Annotated in this window: 16 protein-coding genes; all 16 read left to right on the top strand. The window is 37.7% G+C overall.

Going from position 1 to position 16,178, the window contains the following annotated elements:
* Positions 1-5: 5 nt before the first annotated feature.
* From PERMA_RS10480 to PERMA_RS03600, 16 genes are read left to right on the top strand one after another with little or no spacing between them, the layout of a single operon-like run.
* Positions 6-1,910: a methyl-accepting chemotaxis protein gene (locus PERMA_RS10480; protein WP_012676720.1), complete on the top strand. Its 1,905-nt coding sequence runs from the start codon at positions 6-8 to the stop codon at positions 1,908-1,910.
* A 2-nt stretch (positions 1,911-1,912) separates the two neighbouring features.
* Positions 1,913-3,709 carry a methyl-accepting chemotaxis protein gene (locus tag PERMA_RS03670; RefSeq protein ID WP_015898953.1) on the top strand — a complete coding sequence of 599 codons (1,797 nt, stop codon included), beginning with the start codon at positions 1,913-1,915 and terminating at the stop codon, positions 3,707-3,709.
* Complete coding sequence (locus PERMA_RS03665; RefSeq protein WP_012675791.1) at positions 3,702-4,352, top strand: hypothetical protein; 651 nt, start codon at positions 3,702-3,704, stop codon at positions 4,350-4,352. Before PERMA_RS03670 ends, PERMA_RS03665 begins: the two co-directional genes overlap by 8 nt.
* Before the next feature lies 1 nt (position 4,353).
* Entirely contained in the window at positions 4,354-5,379 is a 1,026-nt protein-coding gene (gene fliG / locus PERMA_RS03660; RefSeq protein WP_012676879.1) for a flagellar motor switch protein FliG, read from the top strand.
* An 11-nt stretch (positions 5,380-5,390) separates the two neighbouring features.
* The gene (gene fliM, locus PERMA_RS03655; RefSeq protein WP_012676557.1) at positions 5,391-6,362 is read left to right on the top strand and encodes a flagellar motor switch protein FliM; all 972 of its coding nucleotides are present in this window, start codon (positions 5,391-5,393) and stop codon (positions 6,360-6,362) included.
* A complete protein-coding gene (fliN, locus tag PERMA_RS03650) occupies positions 6,355-6,927 on the top strand; it encodes a flagellar motor switch protein FliN (RefSeq protein WP_012676509.1) in 573 nt (190 codons plus the stop codon). The genes fliM and fliN overlap by 8 nt, the downstream gene beginning before the upstream one ends.
* A 53-nt stretch (positions 6,928-6,980) precedes the next feature.
* Positions 6,981-7,697, top strand: coding sequence for a flagellar hook-basal body protein (locus tag PERMA_RS03645; RefSeq protein WP_012675693.1), 717 nt, complete (start codon positions 6,981-6,983; stop codon positions 7,695-7,697).
* 15 nt (positions 7,698-7,712) lie between these two features.
* Positions 7,713-8,513, top strand: coding sequence for a flagellar basal-body rod protein FlgG (gene flgG, locus PERMA_RS03640; RefSeq protein ID WP_012676335.1), 801 nt, complete (start codon positions 7,713-7,715; stop codon positions 8,511-8,513).
* Complete coding sequence (gene flgA, locus PERMA_RS03635; RefSeq protein ID WP_012675978.1) at positions 8,494-9,432, top strand: flagellar basal body P-ring formation chaperone FlgA; 939 nt, start codon at positions 8,494-8,496, stop codon at positions 9,430-9,432. The genes flgG and flgA overlap by 20 nt, the downstream gene beginning before the upstream one ends.
* Positions 9,378-10,073, top strand: coding sequence for a flagellar basal body L-ring protein FlgH (locus tag PERMA_RS03630; RefSeq protein ID WP_041530876.1), 696 nt, complete (start codon positions 9,378-9,380; stop codon positions 10,071-10,073). The genes flgA and PERMA_RS03630 overlap by 55 nt, the downstream gene beginning before the upstream one ends.
* 9 nt (positions 10,074-10,082) lie before the next feature.
* Entirely contained in the window at positions 10,083-11,171 is a 1,089-nt protein-coding gene (locus tag PERMA_RS03625) for a flagellar basal body P-ring protein FlgI (protein WP_012675213.1), read from the top strand.
* A gap of 9 nt (positions 11,172-11,180) precedes the next feature.
* Positions 11,181-11,468 carry a rod-binding protein gene (locus tag PERMA_RS03620; RefSeq protein WP_012676645.1) on the top strand — a complete coding sequence of 96 codons (288 nt, stop codon included), beginning with the start codon at positions 11,181-11,183 and terminating at the stop codon, positions 11,466-11,468.
* Entirely contained in the window at positions 11,469-13,556 is a 2,088-nt protein-coding gene (gene flhA / locus PERMA_RS03615; RefSeq protein ID WP_012675509.1) for a flagellar biosynthesis protein FlhA, read from the top strand.
* Positions 13,546-14,670, top strand: coding sequence for a flagellar biosynthesis GTPase FlhF (gene flhF / locus PERMA_RS03610; protein WP_012676687.1), 1,125 nt, complete (start codon positions 13,546-13,548; stop codon positions 14,668-14,670). Before flhA ends, flhF begins: the two co-directional genes overlap by 11 nt.
* A 10-nt stretch (positions 14,671-14,680) precedes the next feature.
* Positions 14,681-15,538: a MinD/ParA family protein gene (locus PERMA_RS03605; RefSeq protein WP_012675548.1), complete on the top strand. Its 858-nt coding sequence runs from the start codon at positions 14,681-14,683 to the stop codon at positions 15,536-15,538.
* 3 nt (positions 15,539-15,541) lie between these two features.
* Complete coding sequence (locus PERMA_RS03600) at positions 15,542-16,171, top strand: sigma-70 family RNA polymerase sigma factor (protein ID WP_012676949.1); 630 nt, start codon at positions 15,542-15,544, stop codon at positions 16,169-16,171.
* The last annotated feature ends 7 nt before the right edge of the window (positions 16,172-16,178 follow it).

Raw genomic sequence — 16,178 nt, 5'->3', positions numbered from 1 at the left:
TAAGGATGGGTCTATTTGGCTGTAAAGAGGTCTATAAAATAGTGGATCAGTTGAAAGAGGAGCTGGAAAAGAAGAATGAGTACATAGCACAGCTTGAGGAAGCTTTACAGATGAAAAACAGCGAGATCGATCAGCTTGATGAGGAATTAAGAAATAAAACATCAGCTATAGAAAAACTGAAGGAGGAGTTGAATAAAAAGGACGAAATAGCCAGAAAGATGCAGCAGGAAGTCAGCAGCATACAGCAGCAGCTTAAACAGCTGAAAGATAAAGCACATGAGGGATGGGAGATACTTGACAACCTTCAGGAAGAAGGGATATTCATAGCATCAACTGATTTTAAAGAAGGGAATGAAGGTAACGAGCTTATTTATATAAACAGGAAAGGAAGAGAGATATTAAAGAGGCTTGGTGATGAGATTAACAGAACATTCGGTTATAACATAGACTGGAACAACCCTTTAGGCATATCCATACACAAGTTTCACAAAAATCCGGAAAGGATAAAACAGCTTTTAAAGAATCTGAAACCGGGTGAGGTAAAGAAAAACGCCGACATAAACATAGGAAACTTTGTTATAGAATCTAACAGATTTGTTGTAACAGATTCTGAAGGTAATATTACCGGTTACGCATCTTCATGGAGAGATGTTACAGCGGACAGATACATAGATAAAGTTTTCTTTGAAGCATCTCCGGAAGTAGCATCTGTTATATTTGAGACATCACTGACAAACGGTGGTTCATTCAAACTCAGATCAAAGATAAAAGCCTTCAAAGAAGAGCTTGAGGATATGGTAAATTCGGTTGAGCAGATAAGTATGGCTGTCTCTGATCTTGCAAGCTCAATAATGGAAGTCCAGAATACACAGGAAACGATAAATCACCTTGTTGAAAAAGGTTCACAGTCTATAGAGAAATCCGTCTCAAATATAAAACAGTCCGTTCAGGTTATGAACCAGCTCTCAGATTCAACAATGGAGCTTAAGAAGAGAATAAGCGGTATTGAACATATACTTGATGTTATCCTTGAGATCACAGAACAGACAAACCTTTTAGCTCTGAATGCTGCTATAGAGGCTGCAAGAGCTGGTGAGGTAGGAAGAGGGTTTGCAGTTGTTGCTGATGAGGTTAGAAAGTTAGCAGAAAAAACATCAAAGAGTGCAAACGAGATAAGAAATGTAATATCGGGTATCGTTAATGAGATGGAAAAAACAGAAAGAGAGGTAAGTAAAGCAACAAACATAGTAAAAGAAGGTGTTGAGTTCTCAACAGAGATAACATCCATATTCCAGAAGATAAAAGAGGAAGGGGAAAAGATAACAGATATGATAGCAAGACAGACAGCTGCAACGGAAGAACAGTCTCAGGTTATAAAAACGGTTTCAGAACATGCAAACGCATTCCTGGATGTTGTTAATGAGATAGTATCAATATCTGAAGAGATCGATGAGATTGCAGAAAGAACGTTCCACAACGGAGAGGAAGCGTGGAATCTTCTCTCAAAACTGAAAGAAGGAGATGCTGTAAATATTCTCACAAAAGTTATTGACCACGGTAAGTTTATGCAGAATGTATTTAGAGCTATAGAAGGCAAGGTTGGATACACATTTGTAGATCATACACAGTGCGATCTCGGCAGATGGTATTACTCTGAAGGTATTAAAGATATAAGTACGTACGGGGACGAAGCGATAAACCTTTTCAAAAACATGGAGAAAGCCCATATAGAGTTCCACGCAGCAGGAAATGAAGCAGTAAAACTGTTCAACGAAGGAAAAATAGAAGAAGCTGACAGAAAGGTCAGTGAGATGATAAGACTTTCTAAAGAACTCGTAGACTACCTTATCAAGATTTACAAGATCATTTCAGTAAAAACAAAAGAGAAAAGCTACAGTGGTGAGATCTGAAGATGAGTATAAAATCAAAACTTATCGTTTCTCTTGTTTTAGAAGTTTTAATAATATTTTTTCTGACAGAATATGTACATAAAAAGATTAATGAGTACAGAAAGATACAGACAGAGCTTGATATAGCAAAAAGTTACCTGAACAGTATAAATACATTTGAGAGAATAACAGAGTTTCGTATAGATATAGATAGAAAAAAGTTTTTATCTGACCTTAAAAACAGCTTAAGAACACTTGACAGCAGAAGGATCAGAAAACTGGTAGACTCTGAACTTAACAGGATAGACAGCAGTTACAGTACAGAAAAGATCAGAAAAATTCTGAAAAGGATTGAAGGCTCACTGAAAACTGAGATAAAAAGACTTGAAGACGAAAAGGATAACCTGCTGTCAACAGCCTCAACCGTTGTCGTCCTGATTCCCCTTTTCAGTCTAATTGTGATCGGTATAGGATCATTTACAACATACAGAGCTGTGGTTCGTCCCATAAACAAGATGATCACTATTATGGATCAGATACAGAAAGGTGACCTGAATAAAAAACTATCATTACACAGTAAGGACGAACTTGGGAAGTTAGGGGAGAAGTTTGATAAATTTATAACCTGGATAAGAGATACATTCAAGGACATTATCGTACTTTCAGGGAACATATCAAAAGATACATCACTTCTTATAACTGATCTTACTGAAACAAAAGATAAAAATAACAAGATGTACAGAAGATCACTTGATCTAGGGATGTCGTTAGAGATACTTTCCGTCTCAATTGACAATGTAAGCAACCATATAAAAAATGTTTACAATACGGTTAAGGATGTTGAGGAGAAAGCTGTTACAGGATCAGATAGGATAGTTTCCTCTATTGAAGAAGTTCAGAAACTTGCCGATGAGGTTATATCCCTACGTGAAAATATAGATACACTCAGAGAACAGTCATCAAAAATTCAGGATGTTGTTGAAACAATAAAGTATATAGCAGACCAGATAGACCTGTTAGCTTTAAACGCCGCTATAGAAGCAGCAAGAGCAGGTGAACATGGAAAAGGTTTTGCCGTTGTTGCTGATGAGGTGAGATCTTTAGCGATCAGAGCCATGCAGTCAACTGAGGAGATAGAGGGAATAATAAAAAGTATATCTAAATCCATGGTCTCTCTGGCCTACTTCCTGGAAGAAAAGTCAGATGAGGCTCTCAGGGTGAGGAAATCCATGTCAGAATCAAGTGAAAGTATAAACACAATAAAGAATCAGATAAGAACTGTAGCAGGCCTGTCTGAAGAGATATCCACACTTATAGGAGAGCAGGAAGAGGCGGTTAATATAGTGAAGAAACACGTACTTGAGATGAACAAAAGTATTGAAAGCTTCAGCTCAGTGTTCAGAGAACTTGAAAAAAGTATTTACAACACAAAAAATGTTATCAATAATGTGGAGAATGAGATATCAAGATTTAATATTGGTGATATCGCTGTAGTTGAAAGGGGAAGATTCCTTATCTCTGAGTGGATATCAAAGATACCTTTTATGTTTGAGGATAAAAAGTTTTATCCTATAAAAGAAAGCACATTCTATAAATGGCTAAATGAAGATCTTAAAAAGATAGTAAACAAAAATCCCCAGCTGCTGGTTCTGTATAAAAATATCACTGACACGGTAAATCAGATAGAAATAACGGTAAAAGAGTTTGTAGAAGGTGATAAGAACGATGAAAGCCTGAAAGTAACAAAAGAGCTCATAAACAGATTTATGCAGGATCTAACAGAACTGGAAAAAAATCTTCAAGGTGGTAAAAATGTTTGATTTTATTGAAGGTAAAAGATACCTTGGAGAGTTTGAGATCGTCAGGAAGTGTGAGAAAAGAAGGATAAAGATAGATTTCAAAAGCCTATTCAGTTTTGAGGTTGAAAGGATAGAGAATGATACAATAACAGTAAAAAATCTGAATCCTTACCAGATAAACAGGATTTTACCCTACATTAAAGAAATTAAAATATACATTAAGAAAGTAAGTTCTGTTTTTGTAATAAAAGGATCAATAGTGGATAGCAAAGATGACAGTTATGTGATAAAACTGGATGGAGAATCCCTGTATAAGGAAAAAAGAAGATTTCACAGATTTAGCTTCTGTTGCGAGGATCTGGGTAAGTATTTGATAAAAAAGGATGGAAAACATATAACCGAGGATGCCTGTATCATAGAGATAAGCAGACTTGGATTAAAAATTCTGACCAAGTTACACAGCACATTAAAAAGATGTGAGATATGTACAGTTGAAAGTTTGGAGGAAGATGTTAAATTTGATATAAATGTTGTGGATATAAAAGAGGAATACGGTTACCATATTATTAGAGCTGAGATAACAAAAACAAATATTAATCTTATAAACTTTGTTATGAACGGTTATATTAAGGTTGCTGAAAAATTAATTTTAGAAGGACAATAAATTGCCACAGGATAAAAAGGAAAAAGATCTTAAAGGTACGGAAAAGGCAGCAATTCTTCTCTCTCTTCTACCTGAAGAAGCAACGGTAAATATATTCAAACACCTGAAAGAACACGAGATAGAAAAGATAGTCAAACAGATACTCAGCATAGAGACACCATCAAAAGAGGTCGCAAAATCCATCCTTGAAGAAGCCTATGAGCTTTTAAGGGAGGCAACTCCCCTAAAGATAGCACCCGATAACCTCAAGAAGATACTTGAAAGGGCCTTACCCCCTGATAAACTTGAAAAACTACTCGCAGAAACACTTACCGTTGAGGAAGGGAAGGCTATATTCAGGGAACTTGAGAAGATGGACCCTAAATTTGTTGCAAGTATAATACAGAATGAGCATCCACAGGTAATAGCCCTTATACTCTCCCAGTTAAACCCTGTAAAAGCTGCAGATATTATACAGTACCTTCCAAAAAGGGTTGGTGTAACAAACATACAGGAAGAGGTTATAAAAAGGATAGCTGCCATTGAGAAGATATCAAGCGATATGATAAAGGTTGTTGCAGACACAATAGAGGAAGAGCTTTTAACGGTAGGCGCAGGAAAGGAGGAGACACTGAGTGGTGTTGATATTGCAGCTGAGATAGTTAACGTTCTTCCTAAGGAGCTCGGTCAGGAGATATTAGACGAAATAAGAAAAGAAAATCCAACACTTGCCGAAACTATAGAAGAGAAGATGTTCAAGTTTGAGGACATTGTTAAACTGGACAACAGGGCGATAATAGAGATACTTAAAGTTGTTGATAAGAACGATCTGCTTGTTGCACTGAAAGGAGCACCTCAGGAGATAATGGACAAATTCCTTTCAAATATGTCAAAAAGAGCTGCACAGATGTTTATGGAAGATATGGAAGTTTTAGGACCTATTAAGAAATCAGAAGTTGAGAAGGCAAGGAAGAAGATAATAGCAACCATAAAAGGTCTTATAGAGAAAGGGGTTATTGAGTACGGGGCCGGTGAAGAACTTATCTAGGAGGCTTTATCTTGTCGGACGAGTTTCTCTCCCAGGAAGAGATAGATGCTTTATTAGGTGGTGGTGAAGAGGAGAAAAAGGAAGAGGTAAAGTCTGACATAGCCCCTTTTGATTTTTCTGAGGTTGAACATATTAAAAAAGGCGGTCTTCCCGGTCTTGAGATGATATTTGAAAGATGGATAAAGATATACAGGGATGATGTACGTAAGATAACTCCAAGGATAAATATGGTATGGAGGGAGAATATATACATAACAAGATTTAACACATTTATGCTGAAAATCCCTCTCCCATCAAGTTACAACATATTCACAATAAGACCTCTAAAGGAAAACGCCCTTTTAATAATAGACTCAAGACTTGTTTTTACAATAATAAGTGTCCTCTTTGGAGGACCGGCAAAACCATTCAAGGTAGAGGGAAGGGAGTTCACAAAGTTAGAGACAAAGATCGTTGAGGATCTTGTAAACTCAGCTCTTAAATCTTTTGAGTCTGTCTGGAACAGTATATACCCTGTTGTTATTGAGCTGAGATCAATTGAGTTAAACCCAAACCTTGCAAAGATAGTCTCCCCAAATGAGAAGGTTGTTGTTGTTGAGTGTAGAATGGATATAGATGGTTATGAGGCACCATTTTACTTCTGTTTCCCTCAAAGTATGTTCCTGCCTATAAAAGAGATCATTTACACACAGGTTTCTGTGTCTGAAGATCCTATATGGAAAAAGAATCTGGATGAGAAGATAAGAAAGCTGAACCTTAAGCTTACTATGGAGATAGCAAAGTTACAGTTTAAGATAAGGGATATACTCAGCTGGAAGGAAGGATCGGAGTTAGATCTTGGTGTAACAAAGGATGATATATTCAGGTTATATGTTGAGGACAGACACAAATTTAATGTAAAACTTGGTAAGGTAAACAATAAATATGCTGCAATGATCGTAGAACCAGTTTACGAGGAGGAAAAGGAGTCAGAAAATGAGTGAAGAAGAAAAGAAAGAGCAGGAAGAAAAAGAGGAAGAGATAGATCAGGAAGCCCTCGCCGAAGAATGGGCTAAGATGGCAGAGTCTGAGAAGAAGGAAGAAGAGGAAGAAGAGGTAGATCAGGAAAAGCTTGCTGAAGAGTGGGCCAAGATGGCTGAGGAGTCTGAGGAGGAAAAAGAGGAAGAGGTAGACCAGGAGGCCCTTGCAAAAGAATGGGAACAGATGGCAGAGAAAAAAGAGGAGAAGCCAGAAGAAAAACCGGTTGAAAGGTTTGAAAAGCCTGCAGGACTTGAGCAGGAAAAGTTAGATCTCTTAATGGATATACCCCTTGAGGTATCTGTTGAGATAGGAAGTACACACCTTCCACTTGAGGAGATACTTAAGCTAAACCCGAACAATATTGTTGAGCTTGACAAATTTATAAACCAGCCTGTTGATCTTAAGGTTAACGGAAAGCTTATAGCAAAAGGCGAGCTTTACACAGTTGAGGATCATTTCGGTATAAAAATAACAAGTATAATAACAGTTCAGGAAAGGATGAAACTTCTCACAGAAGAGCAGGAATAAAGTAAAAAAAACACAGACCGAAAAGTATCTAAAATCTCTGAACGGTAGTAAAAATGGCTATAAACTTCCAACCTATATACATCTTAGCATCAGGCGGGGCAAGGGCTATAGAACAGCTTGATACAACATCAAACAATCTTGCGAATGTTAACACCCCGGGATTTAAAAAACTTTTAATGAGGGAGATGAGCCAGACAATCCCTGAAAATAAAGGAAACAAAAAGCATCTCTTTGTATTTCCAAGATTTCAGGACACACCTGTTATACTGTCACAGGGTGCCTTAAAAAAGACTGACAACCCACTTGATATAGCCATATTTGGATCTGGATTTTTCACCATTGAAACAGGACAGGGCGTTTTTCTAACGAGAAGCGGACATTTTCTTTTAAACAGTGATGGGTATATAGTTGATCCTAACGGGAACTACCTTTTAGACAGAGAAGGGAAAAGGATAAAACTGGAGGAAAGCTCAGGTATAACAGTAAACCAGAATGGTGAGATATTCCAGAAAGGTAAAAAGGTAGCCCGGATAAATATCGTTAATTACGAGAATATAAGACATATAGGACATTCTTACTATCAGGGTGAAGGTCAGGAGGTACCTGCCGATTACTCCCTGAAACAGGGATTTTTAGAGCAGTCAAACACAAACGGCATTGAGGCTATGATAGAACTTATAAATGCACAGAGAAGATTTGAGATTTATGGAAATCTTATGAGAAGCCTTGATGCGATGGAACAAAAAAGTAATGAGATAGGAAAAGCCTAATAAGGAGAGGATAAGATGATAAGAGCTTTATGGACATCAGCTTCAGGAATGGGAGCACAGCAGACAAACCTTGATGTAATATCAAACAATATAGCCAATGTTAATACTGTAGGCTTCAAAAGAAGCAGGGCAAACTTTGAGGATCTTATCTATCAGGATATAAAAGATCCAGGTGTTATGAGCTCAAACGAGACGAGGGTTCCGTCAGGAATACAGATAGGTCTCGGTGTTAAACTTTCAGATGTTAGCAAGATATTCACACAGGGAAGCCTTATAAAGACAGACAAACCTCTTGATATAGCTATACAGGGAGATGGATTTTTCAAGATAGAACTTCCAGGAGGTGGAGAGGCTTACACAAGGGCAGGAAACTTCCAGATAGATAACGAAGGTTATATAGTGACACCAAACGGATACAGACTATCACCAAATATACAGATATCAGCACCTGAAACACTTGTAAGCATATCAATTAGTCCAAACGGTAAGGTTTATGTTGTGAGAAATGAAGGAGGTCAGCAGACAACAGAGGAGCTTACAGATATAAAACTTTACAAGTTTATAAACCCTGCAGGACTTAAAGCTATAGGTGAGAACCTTTTTAAGTACACTGAAGCTTCAGGTGAACCTATTGAGGGAGATCCTAACACAGATGGCTTTGGTAAGCTTGCACAGGGATTTTTAGAGGCTTCAAATGTGAATATAGTTGAGGAGATGGTAAATCTTATAGTTGCCCAGAGAGCCTACGAGATAAACTCAAAAGGTATCATAACAGCTGATGAGATGCTCAGAACTGTTGGAACGCTTAAAAGTTAGTATCTTTCTCATAATACTTATATCCCTTCCAGCATTAAGTAAAACGGAGATAAGACTCAAAAAAGAGGTTGAGTTAGAGAGGGATACAGTATACCTCTCAGATATAGCAGATATAAAGTCAGACAACAGGAAGTTTGAAGAGTTTCTCTCAGGTATAAAGATACACAAGTTAAAGAAGAGAAAGGAAAAGATCTCAAGGGATTTTATAAAAAATGTCCTTAAGAATAACTATATAGATCTCTCAAGGATTGTGTTCACAGGAGCTGACAACACATTACTCAGAAAGAAAATCCACAGGATAACACAGAGATCTGTAGAGGATGAGATAAGATCATTTATAAAAAGTAGATACAGAGATCTTAAGATCGTAAGTATAAACATACCAAAATTCAGTATAGAGACTGATGGAAAACTGGAGAGGGAGATCAGGGAGATAAACTCAACAGGATCATACATATACCTGAGCTACAGAGTTTTTAAAGACGGCGTTGAGCTAAAAAAGCTGAGGATATCTGTAAAGTACAGGAAGCTGAGAAGGGTTATAGCAGCCAAGAGGTATATAAAAAAAGGAGAGATTATAACAGAGGAAGATATCAGGTTTATAAAAACGGATAAAAATGTGAGAAAGCCCTTCACAGATATAAAAGATATAGTGGGATCAACAGCAAAGATTGATATATCTGAAAATGATGTTATCACTGAAAGAATGGTTATACCGGACTACAAGGTGAAAAGGAAGGATTATGTTAAAGTTATATACAGCCGAAACAGTATAAGAATAGAGATACAGGGAGTTGCCCTTGAAAATGGAAAGTTAGGAGATCTTATAAAGGTTAAAAATATATCTTCAGGGAAAGTGTTAATATGCAAGGTTATTGGAAAAGATACAGTTTTATATACAGGTGGACAGCAGCCTTAGCTTTTATACTCTTATTTTCATGTGCCCAGAAGGAGAAGGAAGTTTTTAAACCGTTCAATCCACAGCCTCCGGAGATCATTGAAGATCAGGTAAAACCACCTGCCGGATCACTTTACACAGGATACGGAAATCTTTTTTCAGACGATAAGGCATACCAGGTTGGAGATATAATAACAATAAAGGTTGTGGAGAATATATCTGGATCAGGATCAGCAAACAGCTCAGGAAGCAGGGACAGTAGTGTTGATCTTGATTTTCCATCACCAACAATAATGGGAAAGCAGACTCCCAATAAATCACCTATAGCAGGTCTTAAAGCGGGATCAAAAAACAACTTTAAAGGAACAGGAAAGACTGACAGGAAGGCTAAACTTATAGCCACAATATCAGCAAGGGTTGTTAAGGTTTACCCAAACGGGAATCTTTTTATAGTGGGAAAGAAGATAGTGAAGATAAATGAGGATGAACAGATACTTAAGATATCAGGTATTGTAAAGCCAACATACATTGAGCAGGACAACTCTGTTCTTTCAGACAGAATATCCGATATGTACGTTGAGTACAACGGTAAAGGGTTTATAGCAGACAACCAGAAACCTGGATGGCTCTCAAGATTTCTCGTTAAAATCTGGCCTTTTTAGGGGTGTAAGATGCTGAGATCACTTATCATCCTGCTTTTGATTGTAGATATAGCATTTGCGGTAAACAGGGTTAAGATAGGAAACGAGGTTGAGGTTGTTGGTGTTAGACAGAACTACCTTACAGGATACGGTATAGTTGTTGGGCTGAAAGGAACTGGAGATGGAACAACGAGCAGATTTACACTTATAAGTATAGCAAACATGCTTAAAAAGATGGGAATATATGTTGATCCAAGACAGGTAAGAACTAAAAATGCCGCTGCTGTTATTGTTACAGCATCAATGCCACCATTTGCAAAAAACGGTATGAGATTTGATGTTACAGTCTCCTCACTTGGTGATGCAAAAAGCCTTGAAAATGGTGTTCTTATAAGAACACCTCTTATGGGTCCTGATGGAAAGATATACGCTTTTGCACAGGGACCTGTATCGCTTGGAGGAGGTTTTTCAGAATCAAACAAAGGGGGAAGGGTTACAAAGAACTTCCCAACAACAGGTGTTGTTCTAAACGGTGGAATAATTGAAAGGGATCTTCCCTTCAGCTTTGAAAGTATGAAGGATCTAACATTAACATTAAAGATTCCTGACTTTACAAAGGCAACAAAGATACAGAACGCTATAAACAGACATTTTGGAAAACAGCTTGCGAAAGCTATAGATGCAACAACAGTAAAGGTAAAATTCCCTGAAGGGATAGATCCTGTCGAGTTCACATCACAGATAATGAACCTTGAGATAGAGTCTGATAATGAACCAACAGTTGTTATATACGAGAGAACAGGAACTGTTATAATGAGCGGGGATATAAAGATAGACACACCTATATACGTCTCTCACGGGAATATATACGTATCCGTTCTTAAAACACCTGTAGTATCACAGCCGCCTCCACTATCAGGTGGTGAGACTGTAACTGCTGAGAAGGTTGAGACAACAGTTGTAGAGGAAGAAGGGAGGATATTCTCCATACAGAGCCCTTCACTTAAGGATCTTGTTCAGGCTTTAAACGACCTTGGTGTGTCCCCAAGGGATCTTATAGCCATAATTCAGGCTATAAAAAATGCGGGAAAACTACACGCAAAGATAATAATTATGTAAGGTAGAGCTATGGAAGAGATAAAGATAAGACCGTACTGGGATATTAAGGATATATCACAGATAAAAAGTAAAGAAGAGATAGCCAAGGAGTTTGAGGCTATATTTGTAAGAATGCTGATGAAGGAGTTCAGAAAATCCATTCCTGAAGGTCTCTTCTCATCATTCTCATCAAAGATGTATCTTGATATGTTTGATATGCAGATATCTGAAGCTGTCGCTTCATCTGATCAGCTTGGTATAAAATCTTATATACTTGAAGCTATAAAAAGTTACGAAAAATACTCAACTGAGGAATAGATGGGTGAGACCTTAAATGCCTTCTTCAATAAAGTAAACCAGTATTCTGACGCTATCGTTGTTATTCTTATAATAATAATACTCTCATCAATGGTTCTCCCTGTTCCACCATTCCTTCTTGATATACTTCTTACAGGGAGTATCACATTTTCTATCGTTCTTTTAATGTCAACACTTTATGTTAAAAGCCCTCTTCAGCTTTCATCATTCCCATCACTTCTGCTTATAGCAACACTTTTCAGACTATCACTTAACGTTGCAACAACGAGGAGAATTCTACTTCACGGACATGAAGGTCCTGATGCTGCCGGTCATGTTATACAGGCTTTCGGACAGTTTGTTGTTGGAGGGAATTATATTGTAGGTTTTATCGTATTTCTTATACTTGTGACGATAAACTATATCGTCATAACAAAAGGTACAGAAAGGATCTCTGAGGTTGCTGCAAGATTCACACTTGATGCATTACCAGGTAAACAGATGAGCATAGATGCTGATCTTAACGCAGGTCTCATAGATGAGAAGGAAGCCCAGAGGAGAAGACAGGAGCTTGCGAAAGAGTCTGACTTTTACGGAGCAATGGACGGTGCGAGTAAGTTTATAAGAGGGGATGCTATAGCAGGGATAATAATAACAATAGTAAATATATTAGGTGGTCTCGCTATAGGGATTCTCCAGCATGGGATGGACGTTCAGACAGCCCTTGTAAACTTCACACTTCTTACTGTAGGTGATGGTCTTGTAAGTCAGATACCATCTCTGATAACATCCACAGCGGCAGGTCTAATGGTAACGAGAGCTGTATCTGAGGAGAATCTCGGTAAGGAGGTTTTTACACAGCTAACCACATTCCCCAAAGCTCTATACATGGCGTCAGGTTTTATATTCCTGATGGGTATCGTTCCGGGAATGCCCTTTCTCCCGTTTATGCTTCTATCAGCACTACTTGGACTTACAGCATACATGATATCAAGCCTTATAAAAGAGAGGGAGAAAAAAGAGGCTGAAGAGAAGGCTAAAGAGCTTCTCTCTGCACCTGAGAAGGAGGAAAAACCTGAAGAGCTTATACCACAGCCCGAAACAATAACATTTGAGATAGGTTATGCCCTCATTCCATACGTTGATGAATCACAGAACGGTGAGGTTGTTAAAAGGATAAGATCTCTGAGAAAACAGCTCTCAAAGGAGCTTGGTCTTATAATCCCATTAATTCATATAAAGGATAATCTGGAGCTCAAACCTGGAGAGTACAGAATTCTCATAAGGGATATAGAGGTAGCTAAAGGTGAGATAATACCTGACAAATTACTGGCTATAGATACAGGATCAACAAAAGGTAAGATAGAAGGTGTTAAAACAAAAGAGCCAGCATTTGGTCTTGATGCTTACTGGATTGATGAGGAACAGAAAGATAAGGCAAAGATGCTCGGTTACACAGTTGTTGATATTCCTACAGTGATAGTGACTCACCTCTCTGAGATACTCAAAAAATACGCACATGAGATACTTGGAAGAAACGAGACAAAAGAGCTTGTTGACAACCTATCCAGCAAATACCCCATTGTTAAGGATATTGTTCCTGAGCAGGTCCCACTTAACATACTTCACAGGGTTTTACAGAACCTTCTGAGAGAGGGAATACCTATTAAAGACCTTCTGACTATCATTGAGACACTTTCTGACAACATAATAAAAACAAACGATCCAGAGATACTTACAGAGTTTGTGAGACAGTCATTATCAAGGATGATATCATCAATATATGCAAAGAATGGTGAGATCTTTGCAGTTACACTTGGACCATCAACGGAAAGGTTTATACTTGATAAGGTTAAGGAGAATGAAGGTGCACTTCCACCTTTTGATCCAACATTCGTTCAGAAGCTTATAGGCGAACTCTCAAAGCATATGGAACAGTTCGTTTTAAATCAGGCGACACCTGTTCTTCTGACATCACCTGCTGTTAGAAGGTATGTGAGAAAGATCATAGAGCCTTACATACCAAACTTTGCCGTTTTATCTTATAATGAGATTGATCCGAAAATTAAACTAAACGTTCTTGGAATGGTAGAAGTCCATGGAGATTAAAATTTACGAGGGTTACAATCTTGAAGAGCTTATCCAGAAAGCAAAAGAGGAGCTTGGAGAGGATATAAAGATAGTTCATTATGAGACAATAACAGAGAGAAGATGGTTTCTATTCGGGAGTAAAAAAAGATACAAGCTGTTTGTTGAGATGCCTGAGATTGAAGAGCCCGTTGTCCAGTTTGAAGATATCTTTGAGAAGATAGAAGAGATAATAGATAAAAAGATACAGCAGACATTACCTAAGGTAAACAGCCCAAGCCCTGTAATACAGAATCCAGAAAAAAGTCAGCAGTTAGTATCTGAACAGTTCAGCGAGTTTACAGGTGAGGCTTTAGAGCTTATAAACCAGCTTCTAAACAGGGATGTTCTTCCAGACGTAGCGAAGAAGCTTGTTAAGGAAGGGTGTGGTCTTGATATTGACACAAACAGATGGGATCTAAACACATTAACATCAAAAGAAGCTCTAATAAAAGGGATAAGAAAGTATATAAAATTCACAGGACCTTTTGATCAGGAAAAAGAAGGACTAAAGATACTAACATTTGTTGGTCCTACAGGTGTGGGGAAAACAACAAACCTTTTCAAGATAGCATCCCATTTCGTTATAAACCAGAAGATGAAGGTCGCCGTTATTAGTACAGACACATTCAAGGTAGGTGCAACACAGCAGGCGAGAATTTATGCAAACATACTTAATATCCCATTCTACTCAGCATCTGAATCAAAGAAACTGAAATCAACTGTATCGGAGCTTGAGAACTACGATTTCATCCTTATAGATACAGTAGGAAGAAGCCATTACGACTACTGGAGGCTTGGTGAGATAAAGGAGATACTTGGAGATCTGAGCGAGAATATGCATATAGTCCTGACTGTAAGCTGTAATTTCAAGAATGAGGATGCATTTGAGGTTGTAAACAGATACTCATCATTCTTTGATATAGACAGCCTACTATTTACAAAGATAGATGAGACATCAAAACCAGGTCTTCTCTTAAATCTTCCTGTTGAAACAAAGATACCTGTTTCCTACATAAGCACAGGCCAGAGGGTTCCGGAAGATATAAAGATATTAAAACCTGAGAATATTACATCTTACATACTTGGCGATTAAAGGGGTAGTTATGGAAGTTGGGGAACAGGCTAAAGAGCTTATCAAGCTTGTAGGCAGTAAGGAAAATATATCAAACACAAAGTTTATCACGGTGGCAAGCGGAAAAGGCGGTGTAGGCAAAACAAACTTTGCTGTCAATTTTGCCTACGTCCTGTCAAACGTTTACAACAAAAAGGTTCTCTTAGTAGATGCGGATATGGGAATGGCAAATGTACACATCCTTGTAAATGTTGATACAAAAAAAACATTAAAAGATATCATCTCAGGTGTTCCTGTTGAGGAGGTTATATTCACAACAAGAGGAATAGATATACTACCGGGTTTTTCAGGTATAGATATGCTTGAGGAGGTTGAGGAAAGCTCTGTTCTCAGGCTTGTTCAGTCACTTGATGATATATCAAAAAACTACGACTACATAATAATAGACACAGGAGCAGGTATAGATAACAGGATAGTATCATTCATAAAAGCATCATCAAAAACCTATGTTATAACAACACCGGAACCAACAGCAATAATAGACGCTTACGCCCTTATAAAATCTGTAAAAAAGATATTCGGTTACTCCGAGTTCAGGATTGTTGTAAATATGGTAAAAAACAGGAATGAAGGTTTTGATACATTTGAGAAACTAAAAAACTCTGCAAAGAAGTTCCTTGAGATAGATTTATCTCTGCTGGGCATTCTGCCGAACACTAAAAATATGAAAAAAAGTGTAAAGAACAAACAGCTTATTGCTGAGATATACCCATCTGATGATTTTGTTAGAGAGTTAAAGGTTATCGCATCATCTGAGCTTGGAGAACCACCTCCACCTGAAAAAACAAGATTCTGGGAAAAGGTGGTAAATCTTTTAAGAAGAGATTGATAGATGGGAGACAGTATAGATAAAAAAAACAAAGAGCAGATAGTTCTTGAAAATCTCTCCCTTGTTAAAAAGGTGGCAAGCAAGATATACTCAAGACTGCCTAAGGGGGATATAGAGTTTGATGACCTTGTTAATACATGGATCATCGGACTTATGAAGGCTATAGATAGATACGACAAGGACAAAGCAAAATTCTCAACTTACGCATACATAAAGATAAGGGGAGAGATACTTGATTATCTGAGAAGTCTTGATATAGTTCCAAGAACTGTAAGGGACAGAATTAAAAAAGAAAAGGCCGAGAGAGAAGAACCTATGCCCCTTTCAACATCCGCTGTAATGGTAAGCATCGAAAAAGCCCTATCAACAAAAGATGAAAGTCTCAAACTTATAGACACCCTTGTATCTAAGAAAGAAACACCGGAAGAGGAAGTCATAAAAGATGATCTCAAGGATAGACTTATAAAAGTTATAGATATGCTGAATGAAAAGGAAAAAAGAGTCCTCCAGATGCTTTACTTTGAAGAACTTGACTTTAAAACAGTTGCCAGCGAGCTTAACATATCAGTTTCAAGGGTGTCTCAGATAAAATCGGAAGCACTGAGGAAACTTAAGAGTATATTCAGTTATTAACAATTTT

Source organism: Persephonella marina EX-H1 (assembly GCF_000021565.1).
Lineage (GTDB): Bacteria > Aquificota > Aquificia > Aquificales > Hydrogenothermaceae > Persephonella > Persephonella marina.
The sequence above is the reverse complement of the archived record's forward strand: the minus strand, read 5'-3'. Positions and strand labels throughout refer to the sequence as shown.

Excerpts from the sequence above, each read along its gene's own strand:
- PERMA_RS10480 (WP_012676720.1), top strand. The coding sequence starts at position 6 with ATGGGTCTATTTGGCTGTAAAGAGGTCTATAAAATAGTGGATCAGTTG.
- PERMA_RS03670 (WP_015898953.1), top strand. The coding sequence starts at position 1,913 with ATGAGTATAAAATCAAAACTTATCGTTTCTCTTGTTTTAGAAGTTTTA.
- PERMA_RS03665 (WP_012675791.1), top strand. The coding sequence starts at position 3,702 with ATGTTTGATTTTATTGAAGGTAAAAGATACCTTGGAGAGTTTGAGATC.
- fliN (WP_012676509.1), top strand. The coding sequence starts at position 6,355 with ATGAGTGAAGAAGAAAAGAAAGAGCAGGAAGAAAAAGAGGAAGAGATA.
- PERMA_RS03645 (WP_012675693.1), top strand. The coding sequence starts at position 6,981 with ATGGCTATAAACTTCCAACCTATATACATCTTAGCATCAGGCGGGGCA.
- flgG (WP_012676335.1), top strand. The coding sequence starts at position 7,713 with ATGATAAGAGCTTTATGGACATCAGCTTCAGGAATGGGAGCACAGCAG.
- PERMA_RS03630 (WP_041530876.1), top strand. The coding sequence starts at position 9,378 with ATGCAAGGTTATTGGAAAAGATACAGTTTTATATACAGGTGGACAGCA.
- PERMA_RS03625 (WP_012675213.1), top strand. The coding sequence starts at position 10,083 with ATGCTGAGATCACTTATCATCCTGCTTTTGATTGTAGATATAGCATTT.
- PERMA_RS03620 (WP_012676645.1), top strand. The coding sequence starts at position 11,181 with ATGGAAGAGATAAAGATAAGACCGTACTGGGATATTAAGGATATATCA.
- flhA (WP_012675509.1), top strand. The coding sequence starts at position 11,469 with ATGGGTGAGACCTTAAATGCCTTCTTCAATAAAGTAAACCAGTATTCT.
- flhF (WP_012676687.1), top strand. The coding sequence starts at position 13,546 with ATGGAGATTAAAATTTACGAGGGTTACAATCTTGAAGAGCTTATCCAG.
- PERMA_RS03605 (WP_012675548.1), top strand. The coding sequence starts at position 14,681 with ATGGAAGTTGGGGAACAGGCTAAAGAGCTTATCAAGCTTGTAGGCAGT.
- PERMA_RS03600 (WP_012676949.1), top strand. The coding sequence starts at position 15,542 with ATGGGAGACAGTATAGATAAAAAAAACAAAGAGCAGATAGTTCTTGAA.